Source organism: Streptomyces sp. NPDC001493, from assembly GCF_053597235.1.
Map to the genome: position 1 here is coordinate 59776 of NZ_JBSFHV010000013.1, position 26039 is coordinate 85814.

Consider the following 26039-nt stretch of genomic DNA (forward strand, 5'->3'; position numbering starts at 1 on the left):
CCGGATACGCACGAGGAGTGCCCTTGCCAGACGAGGCCAACGCAGCCGGAGCGCCGCAGCCGGAGAAGCCCGCGGCGGGATCCGCCGCGCCCTCTCCCACGGGCGCGACCCCCGGAGGACCCGGCGCTCCCGGGACGCCGCCCGCCGCACCGGACGCCGGCGGGCCCGAGAAATCGCCCGCTCCCGCCCTTCCGGCGCCGCCCGCCTCGAAGAACCCGGCCAGGCCCGTGAAGCCGGCCACCCCGGCGGGCCAGCCCGCCCGTACCGGCGGCTCCTCCAACCGGGTGCGTGCCCGCCTCGCCCGACTGGGCGTACAGCGCTCCAGCCCGTACAACCCGGTCCTGGAACCGCTGCTGCGCACCGTGCGGCAGAACGACCCCAAGATCGAGACGGCCACGCTCCGGCAGATCGAGCGGGCCTACCAGGTCGCCGAGCGCTGGCACCGGGGGCAGAAGCGCAAGAGCGGCGACCCGTACATCACGCACCCGCTCGCGGTCACCACGATCCTCGCCGAGCTGGGCATGGATCCGGCCACCCTGATGGCGGGGCTGCTGCACGACACCGTCGAGGACACCGAGTACGGCCTGGACACCCTGCGCCGCGACTTCGGCGACCAGGTGGCGCTGCTCGTCGACGGCGTGACCAAGCTGGACAAGGTGAAGTTCGGCGAGGCCGCCCAGGCCGAGACCGTCCGCAAGATGGTCGTCGCGATGGCCAAGGACCCCCGGGTCCTCGTCATCAAGCTCGCCGACCGGCTGCACAACATGCGCACCATGCGGTACCTCAAGCGGGAGAAGCAGGAGAAGAAGGCCCGCGAGACGCTGGAGATCTACGCGCCGCTCGCCCACCGCCTGGGCATGAACACCATCAAGTGGGAGCTGGAGGACCTCGCCTTCGCGATTCTCTACCCCAAGATGTACGACGAGATCGTCCGCCTCGTCGCCGAGCGCGCGCCCAAGCGCGACGAGTACCTCGCCATAGTGACCGACGAGGTCCAGTCCGACCTGCGTGCCGCGCGCATCAAGGCCACCGTCACCGGCCGGCCGAAGCACTACTACAGCGTCTACCAGAAGATGATCGTGCGCGGCCGCGACTTCGCCGAGATCTACGACCTGGTGGGCATCCGCGTCCTCGTGGACACCGTCCGCGACTGCTACGCGGCGCTCGGCACCGTGCACGCGCGATGGAACCCGGTCCCCGGCCGGTTCAAGGACTACATCGCGATGCCCAAGTTCAACATGTACCAGTCGCTGCACACCACGGTCATCGGCCCCAGCGGCAAGCCCGTCGAACTCCAGATCCGCACGTTCGACATGCACCGCCGCGCCGAGTACGGCATCGCCGCGCACTGGAAGTACAAGCAGGAGGCCGTCGCCGGGGCGTCCAAGGTCCGCACCGACGTGCCCAAGAGCACCAGCGGCGGACGCAGCCAGGACACCGTCAACGACATGGCGTGGCTGCGTCAGCTCCTGGACTGGCAGAAGGAGACCGAGGACCCCAGCGAGTTCCTGGAGTCGCTCCGCTTCGACCTCTCGCGCAACGAGGTCTTCGTCTTCACGCCCAAGGGCGACGTGATAGCGCTGCCGGCCGGTGCGACACCGGTCGACTTCGCCTTCGCCGTCCACACCGAGGTCGGCTACCGCACGATAGGAGCGCGCGTCAACGGGCGGCTCGTACCGCTCGAATCGACGCTCGACAACGGCGACCTGGTGGAGATCTTCACCTCCAAGGCGGCCGGCGCCGGACCCTCCCGGGACTGGCTCGGCTTCGTCAAGTCGCCCCGCGCCAGGAACAAGATCCGGGCCTGGTTCTCCAAGGAGCGCCGCGACGAGGCCATCGAGCAGGGCAAGGACGCCATCGCCCGCGCGATGCGCAAGCAGAACCTGCCGATCCAGCGCATCCTGACCGGCGACTCCCTGGTCACCCTCGCGCACGAGATGCGCTACCCCGACATCTCGTCGCTGTACGCGGCGATCGGCGAGGGCCATGTCACCGCCGCCGGGGTCGTGCAGAAGCTGGTGCAGGCCCTCGGCGGCGAGGACGCCGCCAACGAGGACCTCGCCGAGAGCGCGCCGCCCTCGCGCGGCCGGAGCAAGCGCCGGGCGAACAACGACCCCGGGGTCGTCGTCAAGGGCGTCGACGACGTCTGGGTCAAGCTGGCCCGCTGCTGCACCCCCGTGCCCGGCGACCCCATCATCGGGTTCGTCACCCGGGGCAGCGGCGTCTCGGTGCACCGCGCGGACTGCGTCAACGTCGACTCGCTGTCGCAGCAGCCCGAGCGGATCCTCGACGTCGAGTGGGCGCCGACCCAGTCCTCCGTCTTCCTGGTCGCCATCCAGGTCGAGGCGCTGGACCGCTCCCGGCTCCTCTCGGACGTCACCCGCGTCCTGTCCGACCAGCACGTCAACATCCTGTCGGCGGCCGTGCAGACCTCCCGCGACCGGGTGGCCACCTCCCGGTTCACCTTCGAGATGGGCGACCCGAAGCACCTGGGCCACGTCCTGAAGGCCGTACGCGGCGTGGAGGGCGTCTACGACGTCTACCGGGTCACCTCGGCCCGGCGGCCGTGAGCAGGTGAGCAGGAGCTGAAAAAAGGGGCTCTCCGTACGCGTCACGCGTACGGAGAGCCCCTTTTCCGTGTCGTACGGAGGACGGGCGGACCGTCAGCCGCCGAACTCCTCCAGGCCCTTCAGCGCCTGGTCGAGCAGCGCCTGCCGGCCTTCGAGCTCGCGGGCGAGCTTGTCGGCACGGGCGTTGTTGCCCGAGGCGCGGGCGGTGTCGATCTGCCCGCGCAGCTTGTCCACGGCGGCCTGGAGCTGACCGGTCAGCCCCGCGGCACGCGCACGCGCCTCGGGGTTGGTCCGGCGCCACTCCGACTCCTCGGCCTCCTGGAGCGCCCGCTCCACGGCGTGCACCCGGCCCTCGACCTTCGGCCGGGCGTCGCGCGGCACGTGACCGATGGCCTCCCAGCGCTCGTTGATGGACCGGAAGGCGGCACGGGCCGCCTTGAGGTCCGTCACCGGCACCAGCTTCTCGGCCTCGGCGGCGAGCTCCTCCTTGAGCTTGAGGTTCTCGCCCTGCTCCGCGTCGCGCTCGGCGAAGGTCGCGCTCCGGGCGGCGAAGAAGACGTCCTGCGCGCCGCGGAAGCGGCCCCACAGCTCGTCCTCGGCCTCGCGCTGGGCGCGGCCCGCCGCCTTCCACTCCGTCATCAGGTCGCGGTACCGGGCCGCGGTGTCGCCCCAGTCCGTCGACCCGGAGAGCGACTCGGCCTCGACGGCCAGCTTCTCCTTGACCTTGCGGGCCTCCTCGCGCTGGGCGTCCAGCGAGGCGAAGTGGGCCTTGCGGCGCTTGGAGAACGCGGACCGGGCGTGCGAGAAGCGGTGCCACAGCTCGTCGTCCGACTTGCGGTCGAGCCTGGGCAGGCCCTTCCACGTGTCGACGAGGGCCCGCAGCCGCTCACCGGCGGAACGCCACTGCTCGCTCTGCGCCAGCTCCTCGGCCTCGGCGACCAGCTTCTCCTTGGCCTGCTTGGCCTCGTCGGTCTGCTTCGCCTTCTGGACCTTGCGCTCCTCGCGGCGCGAGTCGACCGTCGCGACGAGCGCGTCCAGCCGGGTGCGCAGCGCGGCGAGGTCACCCACGGCGTGGTGCTCGTCGACCTGCGTCCGCAGGTGGTCGATCGCCGCCGTCGCGTCCTTGGACGACAGGTCGGTGGTCTTCACCCGCTTTTCGAGGAGGCCGATCTCGACCACCAAGCCCTCGTACTTGCGCTCGAAATAGGCCAGCGCCTCCTCGGGCGTTCCGGCCTGCCACGATCCGACGACCTGCTCGCCCTCGGAAGTACGCACGTACACGGTGCCTGTCTCGTCGACACGGCCCCACGGGTCGCTGCTCACAGCGCCTCCTCCACCTGATACCTGCGAGGGGGTGGGCCCCCCGGGCATCGTCCACAGTTTCCTGGGGCGGGCCGCGCCCGCCCTGCACCACGCCAATCTAGGCGACCGGCGGCCCGGCTGTCCGCACTCAGCGCGGCTGGATTTCTCCGGTACGGGCCGGTCCGGGCCCCTGCGGACGTCCGTACCGGGTATTTGCGGCAACTCCGACAACACGGAGCCCCGGCCACCGGGTCGACCGGCCGCCGGGGCTCCGCGGAGCGGGGTGGCTCACTCCTTCTCGACGGTCACCTTCGAGACGTTCACGGCCTTCTTCGGCGCACCGTCGGTGGCACCGCCGTCGACGCCCGCCTTGGCGATCGCCTGGACGGCCTTCAGCGAGGCGTCGTCCATCGTGCCGAACGGCGTGTACGTCGGAGGCAGCTTGGAGTCCTTGTACACGAGGAAGTACTGGCTGCCGCCGGTGTGCTCCTGGCCCGTGTTGGCCATGGCGACCGTGCCCGCCGGGAACGTCACCGTGCCGTCGGCGCCCGCCTTGCCGAGGGCGGTGAGGTTCTCGTCCGGGATGGTGTAGCCGGGACCGCCGGTACCGTCGCCGTTGGGGTCGCCGCACTGGAGGACGAAGATGCCTTCCGTCACGAGGCGGTGGCACTTCGTACCGTCGAAGAACTTCTTGTCGGCGAGGTACTTGAACGAGTTCGTCGTGTGCGGGGTCTTCGACGCGTCCATGGTGAACTTCAGGTCGCCCTGGTCCGTCTTGACGTCCATGGAGTACTTGGCCGTCTTGTCGATCGTGACCTCGGGCTCGGGCGTCGCGCTCTCACTGGCGGACGGCGACGGAGACGCCGAGGCGCTCGCCGAGGCCTGGGCCTTCTTGTCGCTGTCGTCGTCGTTCCCCACGGTCACGTAGGTGACCACGCCTATGACGACGGCCACCGCAACTGCGGAGGAGATTATCGCGGTGAGCCGCCGGGTGCGCCGGCGCGCTTCCTCCCGGCGCTGCTGCTGCCGCTCGTACTTCTCCCGGGCGAGCTGCCGCCGCCGCTGATCGCTGCTGACCACCGGATGGTCTCCTTGTACGTTCGTATGGGTGGGGCCTGGGCTGCCCGTACCGTATATGGGTTAACTGTGGAATGAGGAGCGCCGGTAGGCTCTGATCTGCCGCGCAGGCTGTCGCGGCCCCATTTCCACCGGACTGACCGCCGGACGAACACCGGACCGAACGGCCGGGAACGACCGAACCACCGGGAACGCCGGACCGAACGAAGGACGATCGTGCTCATTGCCGGGTTTCCCGCCGGGGCCTGGGGGACCAACTGCTATCTGGTCGCCCCCGCCGCCGGCGAGGAGTGCGTGATCATCGACCCGGGCCACCAGGCCACCCAGGGAGTCGAGGACGCGCTCAGGAAGCATCGGCTCAAGCCCGTCGCGGTCGTGCTCACCCACGGACACATCGACCACGTCGCCTCGGTCGTCCCGCTCTGCGGCTCCCACGACGTGCCCGCCTGGATCCATCCCCGGGACCGCTACATGATGAGCGACCCGGAGAAGGCCCTCGGCCGCTCCATCGGGATGCCGCTGATGGGCGAGCTGACCATCGGTGAACCGGACGACGTGAAGGAACTCACCGACGGCGCGCGTCTGGAGCTGGCCGGGCTGGAGTTCGGAGTCGCGCACGCGCCCGGCCATACGAAGGGGTCGGTGACGTTCAGGATGCCCGAGGCCGGCGACGTACCGCCGGTCCTCTTCTCGGGCGACCTGCTCTTCGCCGGCTCCGTCGGACGCACCGACCTGCCCGGCGGCGACCACGCCGAGCTGCTCGAGTCGCTGGCCCGCGTGTGCCTGCCGCTCGACGACTCGACCGTGGTGCTTTCCGGCCACGGCCCCCAGACCACCATCGGCCGCGAGCGCACCACCAACCCGTTCCTCAACGGGCTGGACGCGCCGCGCCGCGGAATGTGACGAGAGATCTTCCTGTGAGTACTTTCCAGGCCCCCAAGGGCACCTACGACCTCACCCCGCCGGACTCCGCGAAGTTCCTCGCGGTCCGTGAGGCCATCTCCGCCCCGCTGCGCAGCTCCGGGTACGGCTACATCGAGACCCCGGGCTTCGAGGACGTGAACCTCTTCGCCCGCGGCGTCGGCGAGTCCACCGACATCGTCACCAAGGAGATGTACACCCTCACCACCAAGGGCGGCGACGAGCTCGCGCTGCGCCCCGAGGGCACCGCCTCCGTGCTGCGCGCCGCGCTGGAGGCCAACCTCCACAAGGCCGGGAACCTGCCGGTCAAGCTCTGGTACTCCGGCTCGTACTACCGCTACGAGCGTCCGCAGAAGGGCCGCTACCGCCACTTCTCGCAGGTCGGTGCCGAGGCCATCGGTACCGAGGACCCGGTGCTCGACGCCGAGCTGATCATCCTGGCCGACCAGGCGTACCGCTCGCTGGGGCTGACCGGGTTCCGCATCCTGCTGAACTCGCTCGGCGACAAGGAGTGCCGCCCGGTCTACCGCGAGGCGCTCCAGGGCTTCCTGCGCGACCTCGACCTCGACGAGGAGACCCGCCGCCGCATCGAGATCAACCCGCTCCGGGTGCTCGACGACAAGCGGCCCGAGGTGCAGAAGCAGCTCGGCGGCGCCCCGAAGCTCGGCGACTACCTCTGCGACGCCTGCAAGGCGTACCACGAGGAGGTGCGCGGCCTGCTGACCGCCGCCGGAGTCGCCTACGAGGACGACGAGAAGCTCGTCCGCGGCCTCGACTACTACACCCGCACCACCTTCGAGTTCGTCCACGACGGTCTGGGCTCGCAGTCGGCGGTGGGCGGCGGCGGCCGGTACGACGGCCTCTCCGAGATGATCGGCGGCCCCGCGCTGCCGTCGGTCGGCTGGGCGCTCGGCGTGGACCGCACGGTGCTGGCGCTGGAGGCCGAGGGCATCGAGCTGGACATCCCCGCCGCGACCAGCGTGTACGCCGTACCGCTGGGCGAGGAGGCCCGCCGGGTGCTCTTCGGCGTGGTGACCGCGCTGCGCAAGGAGGGCATCGCCGCCGACTTCGCGTTCGGCGGCCGGGGCCTCAAGGGCGCGATGAAGAGCGCCAACCGCTCGGGGGCGCGGTACACGATCGTCGCCGGCGAGCGCGACCTCGCCGAGGGCCTGGTCCAGCTCAAGGACATGGAGTCGGGCGAGCAGACGGCGGTGCCGCTGGACGGCATCACCGAGGCGGTGCGCGCCCGCCTCGCCTGAGCGGCGCGGCAGGACGTACGCGAGAGGGGCGGCACGGTCGGACGACCGGGCCGCCCCTCCCTCGTCCGTACCGCCGTCCCCCGTCCGTACCGCCGCGCTGTCAACCTCGCGTTCCGTGCGTCATTCGCCAGGGCGATACCCGTGCGTGCAACCGGTGGGGGCGGGTGACGTCGGGACCCGTCCTCCGTGGCACGTTCCGCCACGCCAGAGCCGTGAACCCCACCCGTCCCCGAAGGAAAGAGCGCCCGGCCGTCGCACGTCCTTATGCGGATCGAACGGAAGACCCGAACGGTGGTACGGCAGAATGACCGTGCCCGGTCGGACACTCAGCGATGGAACGGCGATATGACGACTGCAGCGGTAGATCACCACTCCTCGACCCAGGCCGAGAGCGGCGGAAGGACCATCGGGAGCGGCCGCGCCCTCGCGCTGCTGCTGGTGATCACGGGGGCGGCCGGACTGCTGGCCGCCTGGGTCATCACCATCGACAAGTTCAAGCTCCTGGAAGACCCCAGCTTCACGCCGGGCTGCAGCCTCAACCCGGTGGTCGCCTGCGGCAACGTGATGAAGAGCGAGCAGGCGTCCGCCTTCGGGTTCCCGAACCCGATGATCGGACTCGTCGCCTACTCCGTGGTGATCGGCATCGGCATGGCGCTGCTCGCCGGAGCCCGCTTCCGCTCCTGGTACTGGCTCGGCCTCAACGCCGGCACCCTCTTCGGCGTCGGCTTCTGCACCTGGCTCCAGTACCAGTCGCTGTACAACATCAACTCGCTCTGCCTCTGGTGCTGCCTGGCCTGGGTCGCCACGATCTTCATGTTCTGCTACGTCACCATCCACAACGTGAAGCACCGCATCCTGCCCGCGCCATCCTGGCTGCGGAACGGCCTCGTGGAATTCCACTGGGCGCCCCCGGTGCTCTGGATCGGCATCATCGGCATGCTGATCCTGACCCGCTGGTGGGACTTCTGGACCAGCTGACCGGCCCGCCCGTGCCGACGGCCGCCGTCCGGCCCCCGGACGGCGGCCCGACGCCCTGTCGGTGCGGTGGCTTAGGCTTCCTGACGTGGAGCCCGATCTTTTTACCGCAGCAGCCGAAGAACGCCAGGAGAAGGACCCGTCGAGCAGCCCCCTCGCTGTCCGGATGCGCCCCCGGGTCCTGGACGAGGTGGTCGGCCAGCAGCATCTGCTGAAGCAGGGCTCCCCGCTGCGCAGGCTCGTCGGCGAGGGCAGCGGCGGCCCGGCCGGCCCGTCCTCGGTGATCCTCTGGGGCCCGCCCGGCACCGGCAAGACCACCCTCGCCTACGTGGTCAGCAAGGCCACCAACAAGCGCTTCGTCGAACTCTCCGCGATCACCGCCGGTGTCAAGGAGGTCCGGGCCGTCATCGACGGCGCCCGCCGGGCCACCGGCGGCTTCGGCAAGGAGACCGTCCTCTTCCTCGACGAGATCCACCGCTTCTCCAAGGCCCAGCAGGACTCCCTGCTCCCCGCCGTCGAGAACCGCTGGGTCACTCTCATCGCCGCGACCACCGAGAACCCCTACTTCTCCATCATCTCGCCGCTGCTGTCGCGCTCGCTGCTGCTCACCCTGGAGCCGCTCACCGACGACGACCTGCGCGCCCTGCTGCACCGCGCCCTCGCCGAGGAACGCGGACTCGGGGGCGCGCTGACGCTCGCCGAGGAGGCGGAGGCCCACCTGCTGCGCATCGCGGGCGGCGACGCCCGCCGCGCGCTCACCGCGCTGGAGGCCGCCGCCGGGGCCGCCCTGGCGAAGCACGAGCCGGAGATCACCCTCTCCACGGTCGAGGAGACGGTCGACCGGGCCGCGGTGAAGTACGACCGGGACGGCGACCAGCACTACGACGTGGCGAGCGCCCTGATCAAGTCGATCCGCGGTTCGGACGTGGACGCGGCGCTGCACTATCTGGCGCGCATGATCGAGGCGGGGGAGGACCCCCGGTTCATCGCCCGCCGGCTGATGATCTCGGCCAGCGAGGACATCGGTCTCGCCGACCCGACCGCGCTGCCGACGGCCGTGGCCGCCGCCCAGGCCGTCGCCCTGATCGGCTTCCCCGAGGCGGCCCTCACCCTCAGCCACGCCACCATCGCGCTGGCCCTCGCCCCCAAGTCGAACGCCGCCACCCTGGCGATCATGGCCGCCCGGGAGGACGTCCGGAAGGGACTGGCCGGCCCGGTCCCGGCCCATCTGCGCGACGGCCACTACGCGGGCGCCGCCAAGCTCGGGCACGCCCAGGGGTACGTCTACCCGCACGACGTCCCCGGCGCCATCGCCGCCCAGGAGTACGCCCCCGAGGCGGTGCGGGGCCGCCAGTACTACACCCCCACCCGGTACGGCGCCGAGGCCCGGTACGCCGACGTGGCCGACCGGGTCCGCGAGCGCCTCGGCCGTACGGGCGGCGACGCCGGCTGATCCCGCGGAGGCGGCCCGCGAGGCCTGCCGTGACGGGTCACACCCGCCCCCGGTACGAGCAGCTCCGCGGAGCAGGTAGTCTGTAGACGAGTTCGTGTGCGTTCGGGTTGCTCGACGGCAGCCCGACGGTCTTCAAGCCCGCTGGGACGCGGCTGACCACGATCAGAACGGCCTTCCGTCGCTTACAGCACCCTTGTGTGTGCCGTCGCTGCTTCGTGACGTCCGTGATGTGTCGTGGTGTTCCCAGGGTGAGAAGCGCGATCTCCCCACTGAGGTAAACCCCTACAACGGAGGTCTGGAGAACGTGCCTAACCAGTCGCGTCCCAAGGTCAAGAAGTCGCGTGCCCTCGGCATCGCCCTGACGCCCAAGGCTGTCAAGTACTTCGAAGCGCGTCCGTACCCGCCGGGCGAGCACGGCCGTGGCCGCAAGCAGAACTCGGACTACAAGGTCCGTCTGCTGGAGAAGCAGCGCCTGCGTGCGCAGTACGACATCAGCGAGCGCCAGATGGCGCGCGCGTACGACCGCGCCAAGAAGGCCGAAGGCAAGACCGGCGAGGCGCTCGTCGTCGAGCTGGAGCGCCGCCTCGACGCCCTGGTCCTGCGTTCGGGCATCGCCCGCACCATCTACCAGGCCCGTCAGATGGTCGTTCACGGCCACATCGAGGTCAACGGTGGCAAGGTCGACAAGCCGTCGTTCCGCGTGCGCCCCGACGACATCGTCCAGGTCCGCGAGCGCAGCCGCTCCAAGGTCCCCTTCCAGGTGGCCCGCGAGGGTGGTTACGACACCGACGGTGAGACCCCGCGCTACCTCCAGGTGAACCTGAAGGCCCTGGCCTTCCGCCTGGACCGGGACCCGAACCGCAAGGAAATCCCGGTCATCTGCGACGAGCAGCTCGTCGTCGAGTACTACGCCCGCTGATCCAGGCGCAGCGCTCGCATCAGAGCTCGGGCCCGCCCCTCTCGGTCATCCGGGAGGCGGCGGGCCTTCGCGTTTCCCCGGGCGCCGGGACCATCGTCGGAGGGCAGCCCTCCGACGCCGAGGAACCCTCCGCGGGACCCGGGTGCCCGCCGGCCAGCGCACGCCGGACCGCGGTGTCGAAGTCCAGCAGCGCCCCGGCCCGCACGGCGGCGTCGTAGGCGGCGTCGCCCAGCTCCCGGCGGGCCCGCCCGGCGCACTCCGCGCGCGGAGTGCCGTAATGGGCCGAGCCGAAGACCGGCACCCCCACGGACGGCCAGATCGACGAAGCGGCCCCCTGGAGCACGGCGGCCTCCGTCGCGTCGCCCTCCATCACGGTCAACAGCGCCAGCAGCTCCAGGCAGATGGCGGCGCCCAGCAGATCGTGGAACCGGTGGCCGGTGGCCAGCGCCTCCAGGACCATCCGGCGGGACTGCCCGCGGCGGTCCTGCCGCAGTGCCACGTAGGCCAGGACGTACAGCGCGTACGCGCGCACCCACCGCTCCCCGTGGTCCTCGCAGATCTCCGCCACCTCCCGGCAGTTGGCGGCCGCGTCCTCCAGATCCCCCAGGAACACCCGCGCCATGCCCAGCTCCACCTGGGCCATCAGGACGTTGCTGTTGAGCTCGCCCACCTCCCGGTAGCGCGCCAGCGCGTCCCGCAGCAGTTCCTCGGCGCGCACCAGGTCGTCGGTGACCAGGGCCAGGCAGCCCGTCCGGTGCACCGCGTACGCGGCCGCCGCCTCGTCCCCGGACTGCTCCGCGCCGTCCCGGCACGCCTGGAGCGCGGAGATCGCGCCGATCGCGTCGCCCTGGAGCACCGCCACGTACCCGAGCACCCACTGCGCCTTCAGCCGCGACGGATCGTGGCCGGCCTCCTCGTCGAGCACGTGCTCCAGCCAGTACCGGCCCTCGGCCAGCCGCCCGCAGCCGACCCAGAAGTACCAGAGGGTTCCCGCCAGGTACTGGGCGAGATGGACCTCCTCCGGAGACTCCAGCGAGCACTCCATCGCCCTGCGGAGGTTGGGGAGTTCGCACTCGATGCGGGCCGCCACCACCTCCTGCCGGGGCGAGAACCAGTCCAGCTCGCACCAGGTCGCGAGCCCGAGGAACCAGTCCCGGTGCCGCCGCCGCAGGCGTTCCGCGTCCCCGGTGGCCGACAGCCACTGCGCCCCGTACTCGCGGATCGTGTCCAGCAGCCGGTAGCGGGGGCCGGCGGGGGAGTCCTCGCGCACCACCACCGACTGGGCGAGGAGGGCGTCCAGCAGGTCCAGCACGGTGTCGGCCGACAGGTCCGGGCCGCCGCAGATGTACTCCGCGGCCTCCAGGTCGAACTGCCCGGCGAAGACCGAGAGCCGCGCCCAGAGCAGCCGCTCCCCGGGCGCGCACAGCTCGTGGCTCCAGCCGATCGCCGTCCGCAGGGTCTGGTGGCGCGGCGGGGCGCTCCGGCTGCCGCCCGTCAACAGCCGGAACCGGTCGTCCAGCCGCTGGAGGATCTGCTCCGGCGCCAGCGCCCGCGTCCGCCCGGCGGCGAGCTCCAGGGCGAGCGGAATCCCGTCGAGCCGCCGGCACAGCTCCCGCACGGTCTCCCGGGCCGCCCCGGTGAGCGCGAAGCCGGGGCGGACGGCTTTCGCGCGGGCGGCGAACAGCTCCAGCGCGTCCTCGTCGCCCATCGGCGCGAGCGGGTGGAGCACCTCGCCGTCCACCCTCAGCGGGAGGCGGCCCGCGGCCAGCACCCGCAGCCGCGGCGCCCGGCGGAGCAGCTCCTGGACCAGGTCCGCGCAGGCCTCGACGTGCTGCTCGTACCCGTCGAGGACCAGCAGCACCTCACGGTCGGCGAGGTGGTCCAGCAGGATCGTCCGGGGTGGTCTGAGGGTGTGGTCGGTCAGCCCCAGCGCGTCGACCACCGCGTGCTCCAGCAGGTCGGCGTCGCCCAGGCCGGAGAGCTCGGCGACGCCGACCCCGTGGCAGTACCGTTTCTCCACGAGTGAGGCGAGGCGCACCGCGCACCGGGTCTTCCCGACGCCGGCCACGCCGACCACGGTGACCAGCCGGGATTCCTCCAGCAGGGAGCCGAGAGCGGCGAGATCGTCGTGGCGTCCGACGAAGGGGTTCAGCTCCGCGGGCAGCCCGCCGCGGCGGGGGGAGTGCCCGGAGCCCTGATCGTCGGGTTCGGGGGACCGGCCCTGAAGGCGTCGCATGAAACACGCAGAGTACTGGCTCGGAAGCGCTGCGTACAAACTTCTTCCCCGAACCCCGCCGCGGCCACCGGTAATGCGGTACGGGGCGTGACGCCCGGCGCGATAGGCTCGTGGGAACGACGACTGGCCGGGTGGCGGGCTCGCGCCCGGGCGCCGCGGCCGGTCCGAGCGGTGACAGGCCCCGCTGGCCGGGGCGAGCGACAAGCAGGGAGCGGTGCACTGTGTCCGGTGGAGAGGTGGCCGGGATCCTGGTGGCCGTCTTCTGGGCGATCCTGGTCTCGTTCCTCGCCGTGGTGCTGGTGAGGCTGGCCCAGACGCTCAGGGCGACCACCAAGCTCGTGGCGGACGTGACCGAACAGGCCGTGCCGCTGCTCGCCGACGCCTCCGCGACCGTACGCTCCGCGCAGACCCAGCTGGACAAGGTCGACGCCATCGCGTCGGACGTCCAGGAGGTCACCTCCAACGCGTCCGCCCTCTCCACCACCGTCGCGTCGACCTTCGGCGGCCCCCTGGTGAAGGTCGCGGCCTTCGGCTACGGCGTCCGCCAGGCCCTCGGCCGCCGGACCGCGCCGGAGCCCGCGCGTGAGAGCGAGGCCGCCCGCCGTACCGTGGTCGTCGGACGAACCGTGCCGTCCGCCCGCAAGAAGCGGAGCGGGCGCAGCTCCCGCGGACAGAAGGACTGAACCAGCGATGTTCCGCCGAACCTTCTGGTTCACCGCCGGCGCAGCCGCCGGCGTGTGGGCCACCACCAAGGTGAACCGCAAGATCAAGCAGCTCAGCCCCGAGAGCCTCGCGGCGCAGGCCGCGGACAAGGCGATCGAGACCGGCCACCGGCTCAAGGACTTCGCCCTCGACGTGCGCGAGGGCATGGTCCGGCGCGAGGCCGAACTCGGCGGAGCGCTCGGCCTGGACGCACCGCTCGACCCGGAGCTTCCCGTACGGCACCACCGCGCCGTCCGAGCGGCCTCACCCGCGCACCGCGCGGACGAGGCGCCCCTGTACCGCACCCTCCCCTACAACTCGAACAACCGGAATGAGGACCACTGATGGAGTCGGCCGAAATTCGCCGTCGCTGGCTGAGCTACTTCGAGGAGCGCGGCCACACCGTCGTCCCTTCGGCGTCGCTCATCGCGGACGACCCGACTCTGCTGCTGGTCAACGCGGGCATGGTGCCCTTCAAGCCGTACTTCCTCGGTGAGGCCAAGCCGCCGGCCCCCCGCGCCACCAGCGTGCAGAAGTGCGTCCGCACCCCGGACATCGAAGAGGTCGGCAAGACCACCCGCCACGGCACGTTCTTCCAGATGTGCGGCAACTTCTCCTTCGGCGACTACTTCAAGGAAGGCGCCATCAAGCACGCCTGGGAGCTGCTCACCAGCTCCGTGGCGGACGGCGGCTACGGCCTGGAGCCGGAGAAGCTCTGGATCACCGTCTACCTCGACGACGACGAGGCCGAGACGATCTGGCGCGACGTGATCGGCGTGCCCTCCGAGCGCATCCAGCGCCTCGGCAAGAAGGACAACTTCTGGTCCATGGGCGTCCCCGGACCCTGCGGCCCCTGCTCCGAGATCAACTACGACCGCGGCCCCGAGTTCGGTGTCGAGGGCGGTCCGGCCGTCAACGACGAGCGCTACGTGGAGATCTGGAACCTGGTCTTCATGCAGTACGAGCGCGGCGCCGGCGACGGCAAGGAGGACTTCCCGATCCTCGGGGACCTGCCGTCCAAGAACATCGACACCGGTCTCGGCCTCGAACGCCTCGCGATGATCCTGCAGGGCGTGCAGAACATGTACGAGACCGACACCCTGCGCGTCGTCATGGACAAGGCCACCGAGCTCACCGGCGTCCGCTACGGCGCCGCACACACCACGGACGTCTCCATGCGCGTGGTCGCCGACCACATGCGCACCTCCGTCATGCTCATCGGCGACGGCGTCACCCCGGGCAACGAGGGCCGCGGCTACGTGCTGCGCCGCATCATGCGCCGCGCCATCCGCAACATGCGCCTCATGGGCGCCTCCGGTGCCGTCGTGCAGGACCTGATCGACGTCGTCATCGACACGATGGGGCAGCAGTACCCGGAGCTCCTGACCGACCGCAAGCGCATCGAGACGGTCGCGCTCGCCGAGGAGACCGCCTTCCTGAAGGCCCTCAAGGGCGGCACCAACATCCTGGAGACCGCCGTCACCGAGACCAAGGCCGCCGGCGGCCAGGTCCTCGCCGGCGACAAGGCGTTCCTGCTCCACGACACCTGGGGCTTCCCGATCGACCTGACCCTGGAGATGGCCGCCGAGCAGGGCCTGGCCGTCGACGAGGACGGCTTCCGCCGCCTCATGCAGGAGCAGCGCGACAAGGCCAAGGCCGACGCCCGCGCCAAGAAGACCGGCCACGCCGACCTCTCCGCCTACCGCGAGGTCGCCGACACCGCGGGCGCCACGGAGTTCACCGGCTACACCACCACCATGGGCGAGTCGACCGTCGTCGGCCTCCTCGTCAACGGTGTCCCCTCGCCCGCCGCCACCGAGGGCGACGAGGTGGAGGTCGTCCTCGACCGCACCCCGTTCTACGCCGAGGGCGGCGGCCAGCTCGCCGACACCGGCCGCATCCGCCTCGACAGCGGTGCCGTCGTGGAGGTCCGCGACGTCCAGAAGCCGGTCCCCGGCGTCAGCGTGCACAAGGGTGTCGTCCAGGTCGGCGAGGTGACCGTGGGCTCGTCCGCGTACGCCACGATCGACATCACGCGCCGCCGGGCCATCGCCCGCGCCCACTCCGCCACCCACCTCACCCACCAGGCCCTGCGCGACGCGCTCGGCCCGACGGCCGCCCAGGCCGGTTCGGAGAACTCCCCGGGCCGCTTCCGCTTCGACTTCGGCTCGCCCGCCGCCGTTCCCGGCACGGTCCTCGTCGACGTCGAGCAGAAGATCAACGAGGTCCTCTCCCGGGAGCTCGACGTCCAGGCCGAGGTCATGTCCATCGACGAGGCCAAGAAGCAGGGCGCCATCGCCGAGTTCGGCGAGAAGTACGGCGAGCGGGTCCGGGTCGTCACCATCGGTGACTTCTCCAAGGAGCTGTGCGGCGGCACGCACGTCCACAACACCGCCCAGCTGGGCCTGGTGAAGCTGCTCGGCGAGTCCTCCATCGGGTCCGGGGTGCGCCGCATCGAGGCCCTGGTCGGCGTGGACGCGTACAACTTCCTCGCCAAGGAGCACACGGTCGTCGCTCAGCTCCAGGAGCTGGTCAAGGGCCGTTCCGAGGAGCTGCCGGAGAAGATCTCCGCCATGCTCGGCAAGCTGAAGGACGCCGAGAAGGAGATCGAGAAGTTCCGCGCGGAGAAGGTCCTGCAGGCCGCCGCCGGGCTGGTCGACTCGGCCAAGGACGTGCGCGGTGTCGCCCTGGTCACCGGCCAGGTGCCGGACGGCACCTCCGCCGACGACCTGCGCCGCCTGGTGCTGGACGTACGGGGCCGCATCCAGGGCGGCCGGGCCGCCGTGGTCGCCCTCTTCACCACCGCCAACGGCCGCCCGCTGACGGTCATCGCCACCAACGAGGCCGCCCGTGAGCGCGGTCTCAAGGCCGGCGACCTGGTGCGTACGGCCGCCAAGACCCTCGGTGGCGGTGGCGGCGGCAAGCCGGACGTCGCCCAGGGCGGCGGCCAGAACCCCGAGGCCATCGGCGACGCCGTCGCCGCGGTCGAGCGCCTGGTCACCGAGACCGCATGACCGAGGAGAGTGCCCCGATGCGTCGCGGACGCAGGCTCGCGATCGACGTCGGGGACGCCCGGATCGGGGTCGCCTCGTGCGACCCCGACGGCATCCTGGCGACGCCGGTGGAGACCGTGCCGGGACGTGACGTCCCGGCCGCCCACCGGCGGCTCGGCCAGATCGTCGAGGAGTACGAGCCGATCGAGGTCGTCATCGGCCTCCCCCGGTCCCTGGGCGGCGGTGAGGGTCCCGCCGCCGCGAAGATCCGCGCCTTCGCCCAGGTGTTCGCCCGCGCGGTCCACCCGCTGCCGGTGCGGCTGGTGGACGAGCGGATGAGTACGGTGACGGCGACCCAGGGGCTGCGCGCCTCGGGCGTCCGGTCCAAGAAGGGGCGGTCCGTCATCGACCAGGCCGCCGCCGTGGTGATCCTGCAGAATGCCCTGGAGTCCGAACGGGCGTCAGGGCAGGCGCCGGGCGAGGGCGTCGAAGTGGAGCTGTGATCGCGATACGGTAACGTTCCGCGCGATGCTGCGGTGTTCGACAGCCCGCACGGCAAGCGAAGAGACGGAAAGCGCGTCTCGCGGCTCTAGGGGATCGATGACTGAGTATGGCCGGGGCGCAGGCCCCGAACCGTGGCATCCCGAGGATCCCCTCCAGGGGGACCAGGGCTGGGCGGCCCAGGAAGCGTCACAGGGTCAGAACTCCTACGGCGGTCATCCGCAGGACCCCTACGCCCCGCAGCATCAACAGCAGTACCCCCAGGATCCGTACGCCCAGCACCAGCAGGGCTACGGCAACCCCCAGGACCCGTACGCCCAGCAGCAGGCATACCCGCAGCAGGGTTACGGCAATCCCCAGGATCCCTACGGGCATCAGCAGCACCAACAGCAGCAGCCCTACCAGCAGCAACAGCAGCACCAGGGCGACGGTTACGGGCAGCAGCAGCCTTTCGAACAGCAGCAGTACGCCCAGCAGCAGTACGGGCAGCAGCCGTACGATCCCCAGCAGCCCGGCTACGACCAGGGCTGGGACGCCGGTCAGCAGCCCGCCATGCCGTACGGGGCCCAGCCCCACGACCCGTACGGCTACCCGGCCGAGAGCTACGGCGGCCCCGGCGACCAGTACGCCACCGCGGAGGCCTTCCCGCCGCCGCAGCCGCCGGGCCGCCGGGCCGCCCCGGAACCCGAGCCCCAGCCGCAGACGGACTGGGACCCGGACGAGCCGGTGGAGGAGACGCACCCCTTCTTCACCGGCGCCGACACCCCGGAGGAGCGGCGCGGCCGAGGCGGCCGTGACAAAAAGGCCTCCGACGAGGCGGACCGGGACTCCGACCCGGACGACGGCGCGGACTCCGAGTACGACGACGACCCGCGTTCCGGCCGGCGCGGCGGCCGCACCAAGGGCAAGAAGAAGAGCCGCAACGGCTGCGCCTGCCTCGTCGTGTCACTGGTCCTCGTCGGCGGGCTCGGCGGAGTGTCCTACTTCGGATACTCCTACTGGAAGCAGCAGTTCGGCGCCCCCGAGGACTACGAGGGAATGGGCACCGGCCCGCAGGTCCAGGTCGAGATCCCCAAGAACGCGCTCGGCTACGACATCGCCAACAAGCTGAAGAAGCAGGGCGTCATCAAGTCCGTCGACGCCTTCGTCTCCGCCCAGAACTCGAACCCCAAGGGCAACTCGATCCAGGCGGGCGTCTACCTCCTCAACAAGCAGATGTCGGCGGCCAACGCGGTCAAGATGATGCTCGACCCGAAGAGCCAGAACACGATGGTGATTCCCGAGGGCACCCGGAACACCGCGATCTACGCGATGATCGACAAGCGGCTGGAGCTCAAGGAGGGCACCACCCAGAAGGTCGCCGAGGAGCAGTACAAGAACCTCGGGCTGCCGGAGTGGGCGGACGACGACCCGGACATCAAGGACCCGCTGGAGGGCTTCCTCTACCCGGCGGCCTATCCGGTCGCCAAGGGCTCCAAGCCCGAGGACGCCCTGAAGCGGATGGTCGAGCGCGCCGACGAGGAGTACAGCAAGGTCGACCTCGCCGGTTCGGCGAAGAAGCTCGGACTCAAGAGCCCGCTGCAACTGATCACCGTCGCCAGCCTCGTCCAGAAGGAAGGCAAGTACAAGCACGACTTCGACAAGGTGGCACGGGTCGTCTACAACCGGCTGGAGCCCGACAACAGCGAGACGGTCGGCCGGCTGGAGTTCGACTCCACGGTCAACTACGTCACCGGCAAGAGCACCCTCGACGTCGGCGGGGTGGACGAGCTCCGGAAGATCAAGGACCCGTACAACACGTACTACGTCAAGGGCCTCCCGCTCGGACCCATCAGCAACCCCGGCGCCGACGCCCTGCACTCGGCGATGAACCCGACTCCCGGCCCCTGGTACTACTTCGTGTCGGTCAACGAGGACACCACGCTCTTCGCGGAGACCAACGAGGAGCAGAACCGCAACAGGGCCGAATACGAGGAAGAACGGAAGAAGGACCAGTGATCCCCCAGCCCCGCCGCGCCGCGGTCCTCGGCTCCCCGATCGCCCACTCGCTCTCCCCGGTCCTGCACCGGGCCGCGTACGCCGAACTCGGCCTCGACAACTGGTCGTACGACCGCTTCGAGGTGGACGAGGCGGGGCTCGCGGACTTCGTGGAGAAGCTGGACGCCGGCTGGGCGGGGCTGTCGCTGACCATGCCGCTCAAGCGGGCCGTCATCCCGCTGCTGGACACCGTCAGCGAGGCCGCGGCCTCGGTCGAGGCGGTCAACACGGTCGTCTTCACCGAGGACGGCCGACGCCTCGGGGACAACACCGACATCCCCGGCATGGTCGCGGCGCTGCGGGAGCGGGGTGTCGACAAGGTGGAGTCCGCCGCCGTCCTCGGCGCGGGCGCGACCGCCTCCTCCGCGCTCGCCGCGCTGTCCCGGATATGCACGGGACCGGTCACCACCTACGTACGCAGCCGCGCACGCGCCGACGAGATGCGCGGCTGGGGCGAACGCCTCGGCGTGAACGTCGTCATCGCCGACTGGTCCGAAGCCGCCGGGGCCTTCGCCGCCCCGCTCGTCGTCGCGACCACGCCGGCCGGCACCACGGACGCCCTCGCCGCCGCCGTACCGGACGCCCCGGGCACCCTCTTCGACGTGCTGTACGAGCCCTGGCCCACCGCCCTCGCCGCCGCCTGGGCGGACCGGGGCGGGGCCGTGGTCGGCGGGCTCGACCTGCTGGTGCACCAGGCGGTCTTCCAGGTCGAGCAGATGACGGGCCGCTCCCCGGCGCCGCTGGCCGCCATGCGGGCGGCGGGAGAGGCCGCGCTGGCGGCACGCTGAGGGGCCCGTCCCGGGCTCTTCGCCGGGCCCCGGAGACTGGCACGGACGCGCACGAAACGTCCGTCTGCTGGACCGGGGGCCGGTTCGCCCTCCAGCTCGTGGGAGGATCGGGGGCGGCGGGCCAGGGCCGCGCACCCGGCCGCGCCTTTGCAGTTTTTGCGCGCGAGCATCGAGGAGCACCGTTGAGCAGGTTGCGCTGGCTGACCGCAGGGGAGTCGCACGGCCCCGCACTCGTGGCGACGCTGGAGGGTCTTCCCGCCGGCGTCCCGGTCACCACGGAGATGGTGGCCGACGCCCTCGCCCGGCGGCGGCTCGGCTACGGACGCGGTGCCCGGATGAAGTTCGAGCAGGACGAGGTCACCTTCCTGGGCGGCGTACGCCACGGCCTCACCATGGGGTCCCCGGTCGCCGTCATGGTCGGCAACACCGAGTGGCCCAAGTGGGAGCAGGTCATGTCCGCCGACCCGGTGGACGAGGAGGAGCTGGCCGCACTGGCCCGCAACGCCCCCCTGACGCGCCCCCGGCCCGGCCACGCCGACCTGGCGGGCATGCAGAAGTACGGATTCGACGAGGCCCGGCCGATCCTGGAGCGCGCCAGCGCCCGGGAGACCGCCGCCCGCGTGGCGCTCGGCGCCGTCGCCCGCTCCTACCTCAAGGAGACCGCGGGCATCGAGATCGTCAGCCACGTCGTCGAACTGGCCGCCGCCAAGGCGCCGTACGGCGTGCTGCCGACCCCGGCCGACGTGCCGGCGCTCGACGCCGACCCGGTCCGCTGCCTCGACCAGGACGCCTCGAAGGCGATGGTCGCCGAGATCGACCAGGCCCACAAGGACGGCGACACCCTCGGCGGTGTCGTCGAGGTGCTCGCCTACGGCGTGCCGGTCGGACTCGGCTCGCACGTGCACTGGGACCGTCGCCTCGACGCCCGGCTCGCCTCCGCCCTCATGGGCATCCAGGCGATCAAGGGCGTGGAGGTCGGCGACGGCTTCGACCTGGCCCGGGTGCCCGGCTCGAAGGCCCACGACGAGATCCTCGTCACCGAGGACGGCATCAAGCGCGCCTCCGGGCGCGCCGGCGGCACCGAGGGCGGTCTGACCACCGGTGAACTCCTCCGGGTCCGCGCCGCGATGAAGCCGATCGCGACCGTGCCGCGCGCACTGGCCACCGTCGACGTGGTGACCGGCGAGCCCGCCAAGGCCCACCACCAGCGCTCCGACGTCTGCGCCGTGCCGGCCGCCGGGATCGTCGCCGAGGCCATGGTCGCCCTGGTGCTCGCCGACGCCGTCGCGGAGAAGTTCGGCGGGGACAGCGTCGAGGAGACGCGCCGGAACGTGCGGGGCTACCTCGACAACCTGCGGATCCGATGAGCGCGCCGCTGGTCGTCCTCGTCGGCCCCATGGGGGTCGGCAAGTCCACGATCGGTGAGCTGCTCGCCGAGCGGCTCGGAGCCCCGTACCGCGACACCGACGCCGACGTGGTGGCGACCGCGGGCAAGCCCATCTCGGAGATCTTCTTCGACGAGGGCGAGGAGCGCTTCCGCGAACTGGAGCGCCACGCCGTGCGCGAGGCCGTGGCCGGGCACACCGGTGTCCTCGCGCTCGGCGGCGGGGCGGTGCTCGACGAGGGCACCCGCACGCTGCTGGCGGGGCACGCCGTCGTCTACCTCTCCATGGACGTGGAAGAGGCGGTCAAGCGCGTCGGCCTGGGCACCGCACGGCCGCTGCTGGCCGTCAACCCGCGCCGGCAGTGGCGCGAGATGATGGAGCTCCGCCGCCATCTGTACGAAGAGGTGGCACGGGTGACCGTCGCCACCGACGACCGCACCCCCGACGAGATCGCCCGCGAGATCGTCGACGCACTGGAACTGCCGGAACGCGACACCACGCCCGGCCGGGAGAAGACAGCAATGACCGAGCAGGCACCCACCCGCATCCAGGTCGCCGGCACCGAGGGCAGCGCCCCGTACGAAGTGCTGGTCGGCCGGCAGCTCCTCGGCGAGCTGCCCAAGCTCATCGGCGACCGCGCCAAGCGCGTCGCCGTGCTGCACCCGGAGGCCCTCGCCGAGACCGGCGAGGCGGTCCGCGAGGACCTCGCCTCCCAGGGGTACGAGGCCATCGCGATCCAGCTGCCGAACGCCGAGGAGGCCAAGACCGTCGAGGTCGCCGCCTACTGCTGGAAGGCGCTGGGCCAGACCGGCTTCACCCGCAGCGACGTCATCGTCGGTGTCGGCGGCGGCGCCACCACCGACGTCGCCGGCTTCGTCGCCGCGAGCTGGCTGCGCGGGGTGCGCTGGATCGCCGTCCCGACCACCGTGCTCGGCATGGTCGACGCGGCGGTCGGCGGAAAGACGGGCATCAACACCGCCGAGGGCAAGAACCTCGTCGGCGCCTTCCACCCGCCGGCCGGGGTCCTCTGCGACCTGGCCGCCCTGGACTCGCTCCCGGTGCACGACTACGTCTCCGGGATGGCCGAGATCATCAAGGCCGGCTTCATCGCCGACCCGGTGATCCTCGACCTCGTCGAGGCGGACCCCGAGGGCGCCCGTACGCCCGCCGGGCCGCACACCGCCGAGCTGATCGAGCGCTCCATCCGGGTCAAGGCCGAGGTCGTCTCCAGCGACCTCAAGGAGTCCGGACTCCGCGAGATCCTCAACTACGGCCACACCCTGGGCCACGCGATCGAGAAGAACGAGCGCTACAAGTGGCGCCACGGCGCCGCCGTCTCGATCGGCCTGGTCTTCGCCGCCGAGCTGGGCCGGCTCGCCGGACGGCTCGACGACGCCACCGCCGACCGGCACCGCACCGTCCTCGCGTCGGTCGGCCTGCCGCTCACCTACCGCGGTGACCAGTGGCCGCGCCTGCTGGAGAACATGAAGCTCGACAAGAAGTCCCGCGGCGACCTGCTGCGCTTCATCGTGCTCGACGCGCTCGGCAAGCCCACCGTCCTGGAGGGCCCGGACCCGGCCGTCCTGCTCGCCGCCTACGGAGAGGTCTCCGCGTGACCCGCAGCGTCTACGTGCTGAACGGTCCGAACCTGGGCCGCCTGGGCTCCCGCGAGCCCGACGTCTACGGGGCCACCTCGTACGCCGGGCTCGTGGAGACCTGCCAGGCGCTCGGCAAGGAGCTCGGCTTCGACGTCGAGGTCCGCGAGACCAACGACGAGGGCGAGCTGATCCGCTGGCTCCACGAGGCGGCGGACGGTTCGGTCCCGGTCGTCCTCAACCCGGGCGCGTTCACGCACTACTCGTACGGGATGCGGGACGCGATCTCCCAGCGCACCGCACCCCTCATCGAGGTGCACATCTCCAACCCGTACGCGCGGGAGGAGTTCCGGCACACCTCCGTGGTCGCTCCGGTCGCCACCGGCACCATCGCCGGATTCGGCATCGGTTCCTACCGGCTCGCGCTGCGCGCGCTCGCCGACGAGCTGACGGACTGACCCGGCGTCACCGTCCGCCCCGTGCCTGCCTCCGGGCACGGGGCACCGCCCCCGGCCGTTCACCCGGTGAAGGCCCGGGGCGGTACGGTAGCCCTCCGACCAGCGCCAGTTGACCGCACGAGACGGAGTGGCACCGGATGCAGCACGCAGTGGGGGCTCCGTTGCCGCCTCCCCACCGGCCCGGACACGGCCCCGTCGGCGGCCCGCACCACGCCCCGCACCCCGGCGGCCCCGGCACGCCGCCCCCGATACCCCCGGCACCCCCCGCGCCCCCGGCCCAGGGATGGGTGGCGCCCGGCCCCGACCAGCAGTCCGCACCTCCCGCCCGCGAGGCCACCGGCCACTTCCGGCTCCCGCCGGGCGGCCTCGTGCCGCTGCCCGCGCAGCCCCTCGAACCCGGCACCGGCGCCGCCACCCTCGCCGTCCTCCTGATCGGCCCGGCGGGCGCGGGGAAGACGACCGTCGCCAAGCTCTGGGCCGCCCGCCGCCGGGTGCCCACGGCCCACGTCTCGCTGGACGACGTACGCGAATGGGTGCGCTCCGGGTTCGCCGACCCGCAGGCCGGCTGGAACGACCAGTCCGAGGCCCAGTACCGCCTGGCCCGCCGCACCTGCGGCTTCGCCGCCCGCAACTTCCTCGCCAACGGCATCTCCTGCATCCTCGACGACGCCGTCTTCCCCGACCGGCCCGTCATCGGCCTCGGCGGCTGGAAGCGCCACGTCGGCCCCGGCCTGCTCCCGGTGGTCCTCCTGCCCGGCCTCGAGGTCGTCCTGGAGCGCAACGCCGCCCGCACCGGCAACCGCCGCCTCTCCGACGAGGAGGTCGCCCGCATCCACGGCCGGATGGCCGGGTGGTACGGCTCCGGGCTGCCGATCATCGACAACTCGACGTACGACGTCGAGACGACCGCCCGCGTCCTGGACGACGTCCTCGCCCGCGCCCTGGCGAGCCCGCCCTCCTGGTAGACCGCCCTCCCGGCGGCCGTGCCTCCCGGTGGCCCGCCCCTCGGTGGTGGGCCCTGCCGCGCGTACGGGCACCGGCCGCCCTGTCCGGCCCTCCCGGCCGTCCCCGGCGGTCTCCCCGCCGTCCCCGGTCGGACAGCGCTGACGGGCGGGGCGGCGGATGCGCTCGTACGCTCGGGGCATGTCAGAGGTGTACGCCGTCCGCCGCGGGCTGGTCCGCGACCGGTGCGCCGCCGCCGGATCGGCCGCCGCCCTGGTCTCCCGCCCCGCCAACGTCCGCTATCTCGCCGGCGGGGCGCCTCCCGGCGCCGTCCTGCTGCTCGGCGCCGGCGAGGACGTCCTGCTCTGCCCCCGTGTCCCCGCAGGCGACCCGGCCCACGGGCGTACGGACGAATCGCTGCGGGTGTCGGCGCTGGGGAGCGGGCGCGGGGACGCGGCGATCGCCGCCGCCGCCCTGGCCGCCGAGCACGGTACGGAGCGCCTCGCCGTCGAGGAGCACGACCTGACCGTCGCGCGCCACCGCGCCATGGCCACCGCCGCCCCCGGACTGCGCCTCGGCGACCTCGGGACCACCGTGGAGCAGCTGCGGGTGGTCAAGGACGAGGAGGAGATCGCCTGCCTGCGCATCGCGGCGGAGATCACCGACCAGGCGCTGGGGGAGCTCCTCGAATCGATCCTCGTCGGCCGCACCGAACGCCATCTCGCCCTGGAGCTGGAGCGCCGCCTGGTCGACCACGGCGCCGAGGGCCCCGCCTTCGCCACCTCCGTGGCCACCGGACCCAACTCCGGCCAAGCGCGTCACCGGCCCACCGACCGCAGGGTCGAGGAAGGCGATTTCCTCAGCGTCTGCCTCGGCGCGAGCTACCGCGGCTACCGCTGCGAGATCGCCCGCACCTTCGTCATCGGCACCGCCCCGGCGGAGTGGCAGATCGAGCTGTACGACCTCGTTTTCGCCGCTCAGCGCGGTGGCCGGGAGGCCCTGCTGCCGGACGCCACGTACCGTGAAGTGGACCACGCGGCCCGTCATCCGCTGGACTCCGCGGGGTACGGCGAGGGGCTTTCGCCCCGCACCGGGCACGGGGTGGGACTCGAAATCGACGAGGACCCGCAGCTGGCACCGACAGCCATGGGTAAACTGGACGCTTGCGTGCCGGTCACCGTCGGACCGGGGGTCCACCTCCCGGGCCGGGGCGGTGTCCGGATCGATGACACGCTCGTCGTGCGCCCCGAGGCGGACGGCGGACCCGAGCTACTCACCATTACGACCAAGGAGCTGCTCGCGCTCTAGCGCGCGTTCTTGGCCGTCCACCAGCTTTCAGTCCAGGAGATTCCGCAACCGTGGCTTCCACGAACGACCTCAAGAACGGCCTGGTGCTCAAGCTCGACGGAGGCCAGCTCTGGTCCGTCGTCGAGTTCCAGCACGTCAAGCCCGGCAAGGGCCCGGCCTTCGTGCGCACCAAGCTCAAGAACGTGCTCTCCGGCAAGGTCGTCGACAAGACGTTCAACGCCGGCGTGAAGGTCGAAACGGCCACCATCGACCGCCGGGACATGCAGTTCTCGTACATGGACGGCGAGTACTTCGTCTTCATGGACATGGACACGTACGACCAGCTGATGGTCGACCGCAAGTCCGTCGGCGACGCCGCCAACTTCCTCATCGAGGGCTTCACCGCCTCGGTCGCGCAGCACGAGGGCGAGGTGCTCTACGTGGAGCTGCCCGCCGCCGTCGAGCTGACCATCCAGCACACCGACCCGGGCGTCCAGGGCGACCGCTCCACCGGTGGCACCAAGCCCGCCACGCTGGAGACCGGTTACGAGATCGGCGTGCCGCTCTTCATCACCACCGGCGAGAAGATCAAGGTCGACACTCGTACGGGCGACTACCTCGGCCGGGTGAACAGCTAAC

21 protein-coding genes are annotated in these 26039 nt (G+C 71.6%); 18 read left to right on the forward strand and 3 right to left on the reverse strand.

Annotation, left to right across the window (positions count from 1 at the left end; all coding sequences use genetic code 11):
- Window positions 1–227 precede the first annotated feature (227 nt).
- Window positions 228–2570: a RelA/SpoT family protein gene (locus ACWCWD_RS19700; RefSeq protein WP_450774185.1), complete on the forward strand. Its 2343-nt coding sequence runs from the start codon at window positions 228–230 to the stop codon at window positions 2568–2570.
- Window positions 2571–2663: 93 nt separating this feature from the next.
- On the opposite strand, the gene ACWCWD_RS19705 is transcribed toward ACWCWD_RS19700, so the two are convergent.
- Window positions 2664–3893: a DUF349 domain-containing protein gene (locus ACWCWD_RS19705; protein ID WP_450774071.1), complete on the reverse strand. Its 1230-nt coding sequence runs from the start codon at window positions 3891–3893 to the stop codon at window positions 2664–2666.
- Window positions 3894–4160: 267 nt separating this feature from the next.
- Window positions 4161–4952, reverse strand: coding sequence for a peptidylprolyl isomerase (locus ACWCWD_RS19710; RefSeq protein WP_450774072.1), 792 nt, complete (start codon window positions 4950–4952; stop codon window positions 4161–4163).
- A 213-nt stretch (window positions 4953–5165) separates the two neighbouring features.
- Here ACWCWD_RS19710 and ACWCWD_RS19715 point away from each other — a divergent pair, with 213 nt between their 5' ends.
- The 5 genes from ACWCWD_RS19715 to rpsD all read left to right on the forward strand — a co-directional run bounded on the left by ACWCWD_RS19715 (window position 5166) and on the right by rpsD (window position 10476).
- Window positions 5166–5852: an MBL fold metallo-hydrolase gene (locus ACWCWD_RS19715; protein ID WP_450774073.1), complete on the forward strand. Its 687-nt coding sequence runs from the start codon at window positions 5166–5168 to the stop codon at window positions 5850–5852.
- Between the two features lie 14 nt (window positions 5853–5866).
- Complete coding sequence (gene hisS, locus ACWCWD_RS19720; protein ID WP_450774074.1) at window positions 5867–7129, forward strand: histidine--tRNA ligase; 1263 nt, start codon at window positions 5867–5869, stop codon at window positions 7127–7129.
- Between the two features lie 345 nt (window positions 7130–7474).
- Window positions 7475–8107 (forward strand): vitamin K epoxide reductase family protein, encoded by a 633-nt coding sequence (locus ACWCWD_RS19725; protein WP_450774075.1) that lies wholly within the window; start codon window positions 7475–7477, stop codon window positions 8105–8107.
- Between the two features lie 85 nt (window positions 8108–8192).
- Complete coding sequence (locus ACWCWD_RS19730; RefSeq protein ID WP_390965503.1) at window positions 8193–9557, forward strand: replication-associated recombination protein A; 1365 nt, start codon at window positions 8193–8195, stop codon at window positions 9555–9557.
- Window positions 9558–9861: 304 nt separating this feature from the next.
- Window positions 9862–10476, forward strand: a complete 615-nt coding sequence (rpsD, locus tag ACWCWD_RS19735; RefSeq protein WP_003970343.1) for a 30S ribosomal protein S4 — start codon at window positions 9862–9864, stop codon at window positions 10474–10476.
- A gap of 19 nt (window positions 10477–10495) precedes the next feature.
- Here rpsD and ACWCWD_RS19740 read toward each other — a convergent pair whose 3' ends face one another.
- A complete protein-coding gene (locus ACWCWD_RS19740; RefSeq protein ID WP_450774076.1) occupies window positions 10496–12712 on the reverse strand; it encodes an ATP-binding protein in 2217 nt (738 codons plus the stop codon).
- 236 nt (window positions 12713–12948) lie between these two features.
- Here ACWCWD_RS19740 and ACWCWD_RS19745 point away from each other — a divergent pair, with 236 nt between their 5' ends.
- The 12 genes from ACWCWD_RS19745 (at window position 12949) to efp (ending at window position 26038) form a co-directional block, all read left to right on the forward strand.
- Complete coding sequence (locus tag ACWCWD_RS19745) at window positions 12949–13395, forward strand: DUF948 domain-containing protein (protein ID WP_450774186.1); 447 nt, start codon at window positions 12949–12951, stop codon at window positions 13393–13395.
- Window positions 13396–13402: 7 nt separating this feature from the next.
- Window positions 13403–13759 carry a DUF6167 family protein gene (locus ACWCWD_RS19750; RefSeq protein ID WP_450774077.1) on the forward strand — a complete coding sequence of 119 codons (357 nt, stop codon included), beginning with the start codon at window positions 13403–13405 and terminating at the stop codon, window positions 13757–13759.
- Window positions 13759–16428 carry an alanine--tRNA ligase gene (alaS, locus tag ACWCWD_RS19755; protein WP_450774078.1) on the forward strand — a complete coding sequence of 890 codons (2670 nt, stop codon included), beginning with the start codon at window positions 13759–13761 and terminating at the stop codon, window positions 16426–16428. Before ACWCWD_RS19750 ends, alaS begins: the two co-directional genes overlap by 1 nt.
- Complete coding sequence (ruvX, locus tag ACWCWD_RS19760) at window positions 16425–16910, forward strand: Holliday junction resolvase RuvX (RefSeq protein WP_450774079.1); 486 nt, start codon at window positions 16425–16427, stop codon at window positions 16908–16910. The genes alaS and ruvX overlap by 4 nt, the downstream gene beginning before the upstream one ends.
- Window positions 16911–17007: 97 nt before the next feature.
- A complete protein-coding gene (gene mltG / locus ACWCWD_RS19765; RefSeq protein WP_450774080.1) occupies window positions 17008–18906 on the forward strand; it encodes an endolytic transglycosylase MltG in 1899 nt (632 codons plus the stop codon).
- Entirely contained in the window at window positions 18906–19733 is an 828-nt protein-coding gene (locus ACWCWD_RS19770) for a shikimate dehydrogenase (protein ID WP_450774187.1), read from the forward strand. Before mltG ends, ACWCWD_RS19770 begins: the two co-directional genes overlap by 1 nt.
- 182 nt (window positions 19734–19915) lie before the next feature.
- The gene (gene aroC / locus ACWCWD_RS19775) at window positions 19916–21100 is read left to right on the forward strand and encodes a chorismate synthase (RefSeq protein WP_450774081.1); all 1185 of its coding nucleotides are present in this window, start codon (window positions 19916–19918) and stop codon (window positions 21098–21100) included.
- Window positions 21097–22734, forward strand: coding sequence for a 3-dehydroquinate synthase (aroB, locus tag ACWCWD_RS19780; protein ID WP_450774082.1), 1638 nt, complete (start codon window positions 21097–21099; stop codon window positions 22732–22734). Before aroC ends, aroB begins: the two co-directional genes overlap by 4 nt.
- Window positions 22731–23171, forward strand: a complete 441-nt coding sequence (gene aroQ, locus ACWCWD_RS19785) for a type II 3-dehydroquinate dehydratase (protein WP_327174695.1) — start codon at window positions 22731–22733, stop codon at window positions 23169–23171. The genes aroB and aroQ overlap by 4 nt, the downstream gene beginning before the upstream one ends.
- Window positions 23172–23308: 137 nt before the next feature.
- Window positions 23309–24136 carry a Pro-rich N-terminal domain-containing protein gene (locus tag ACWCWD_RS19790; RefSeq protein WP_450774083.1) on the forward strand — a complete coding sequence of 276 codons (828 nt, stop codon included), beginning with the start codon at window positions 23309–23311 and terminating at the stop codon, window positions 24134–24136.
- Window positions 24137–24314: 178 nt separating this feature from the next.
- Window positions 24315–25421, forward strand: coding sequence for a M24 family metallopeptidase (locus ACWCWD_RS19795; protein WP_450774084.1), 1107 nt, complete (start codon window positions 24315–24317; stop codon window positions 25419–25421).
- A 50-nt stretch (window positions 25422–25471) separates the two neighbouring features.
- On the forward strand, window positions 25472–26038 hold the full coding sequence (gene efp, locus ACWCWD_RS19800; RefSeq protein ID WP_299540949.1) for an elongation factor P: 567 nt from the start codon (window positions 25472–25474) through the stop codon (window positions 26036–26038).
- Window position 26039: the final 1 nt, after the last annotated feature.

Coding starts and splice junctions, on each gene's coding strand:
- ACWCWD_RS19725 (WP_450774075.1), top strand. CDS start 7,475: ATGACGACTGCAGCGGTAGATCACCACTCCTCGACCCAGGCCGAGAGC.
- ACWCWD_RS19740 (WP_450774076.1), bottom strand. CDS start 12,712: ATGCGACGCCTTCAGGGCCGGTCCCCCGAACCCGACGATCAGGGCTCC.
- ACWCWD_RS19750 (WP_450774077.1), top strand. CDS start 13,403: ATGTTCCGCCGAACCTTCTGGTTCACCGCCGGCGCAGCCGCCGGCGTG.
- alaS (WP_450774078.1), top strand. CDS start 13,759: ATGGAGTCGGCCGAAATTCGCCGTCGCTGGCTGAGCTACTTCGAGGAG.
- ruvX (WP_450774079.1), top strand. CDS start 16,425: ATGACCGAGGAGAGTGCCCCGATGCGTCGCGGACGCAGGCTCGCGATC.
- mltG (WP_450774080.1), top strand. CDS start 17,008: ATGACTGAGTATGGCCGGGGCGCAGGCCCCGAACCGTGGCATCCCGAG.
- aroB (WP_450774082.1), top strand. CDS start 21,097: ATGAGCGCGCCGCTGGTCGTCCTCGTCGGCCCCATGGGGGTCGGCAAG.
- ACWCWD_RS19790 (WP_450774083.1), top strand. CDS start 23,309: ATGCAGCACGCAGTGGGGGCTCCGTTGCCGCCTCCCCACCGGCCCGGA.
- ACWCWD_RS19795 (WP_450774084.1), top strand. CDS start 24,315: ATGTCAGAGGTGTACGCCGTCCGCCGCGGGCTGGTCCGCGACCGGTGC.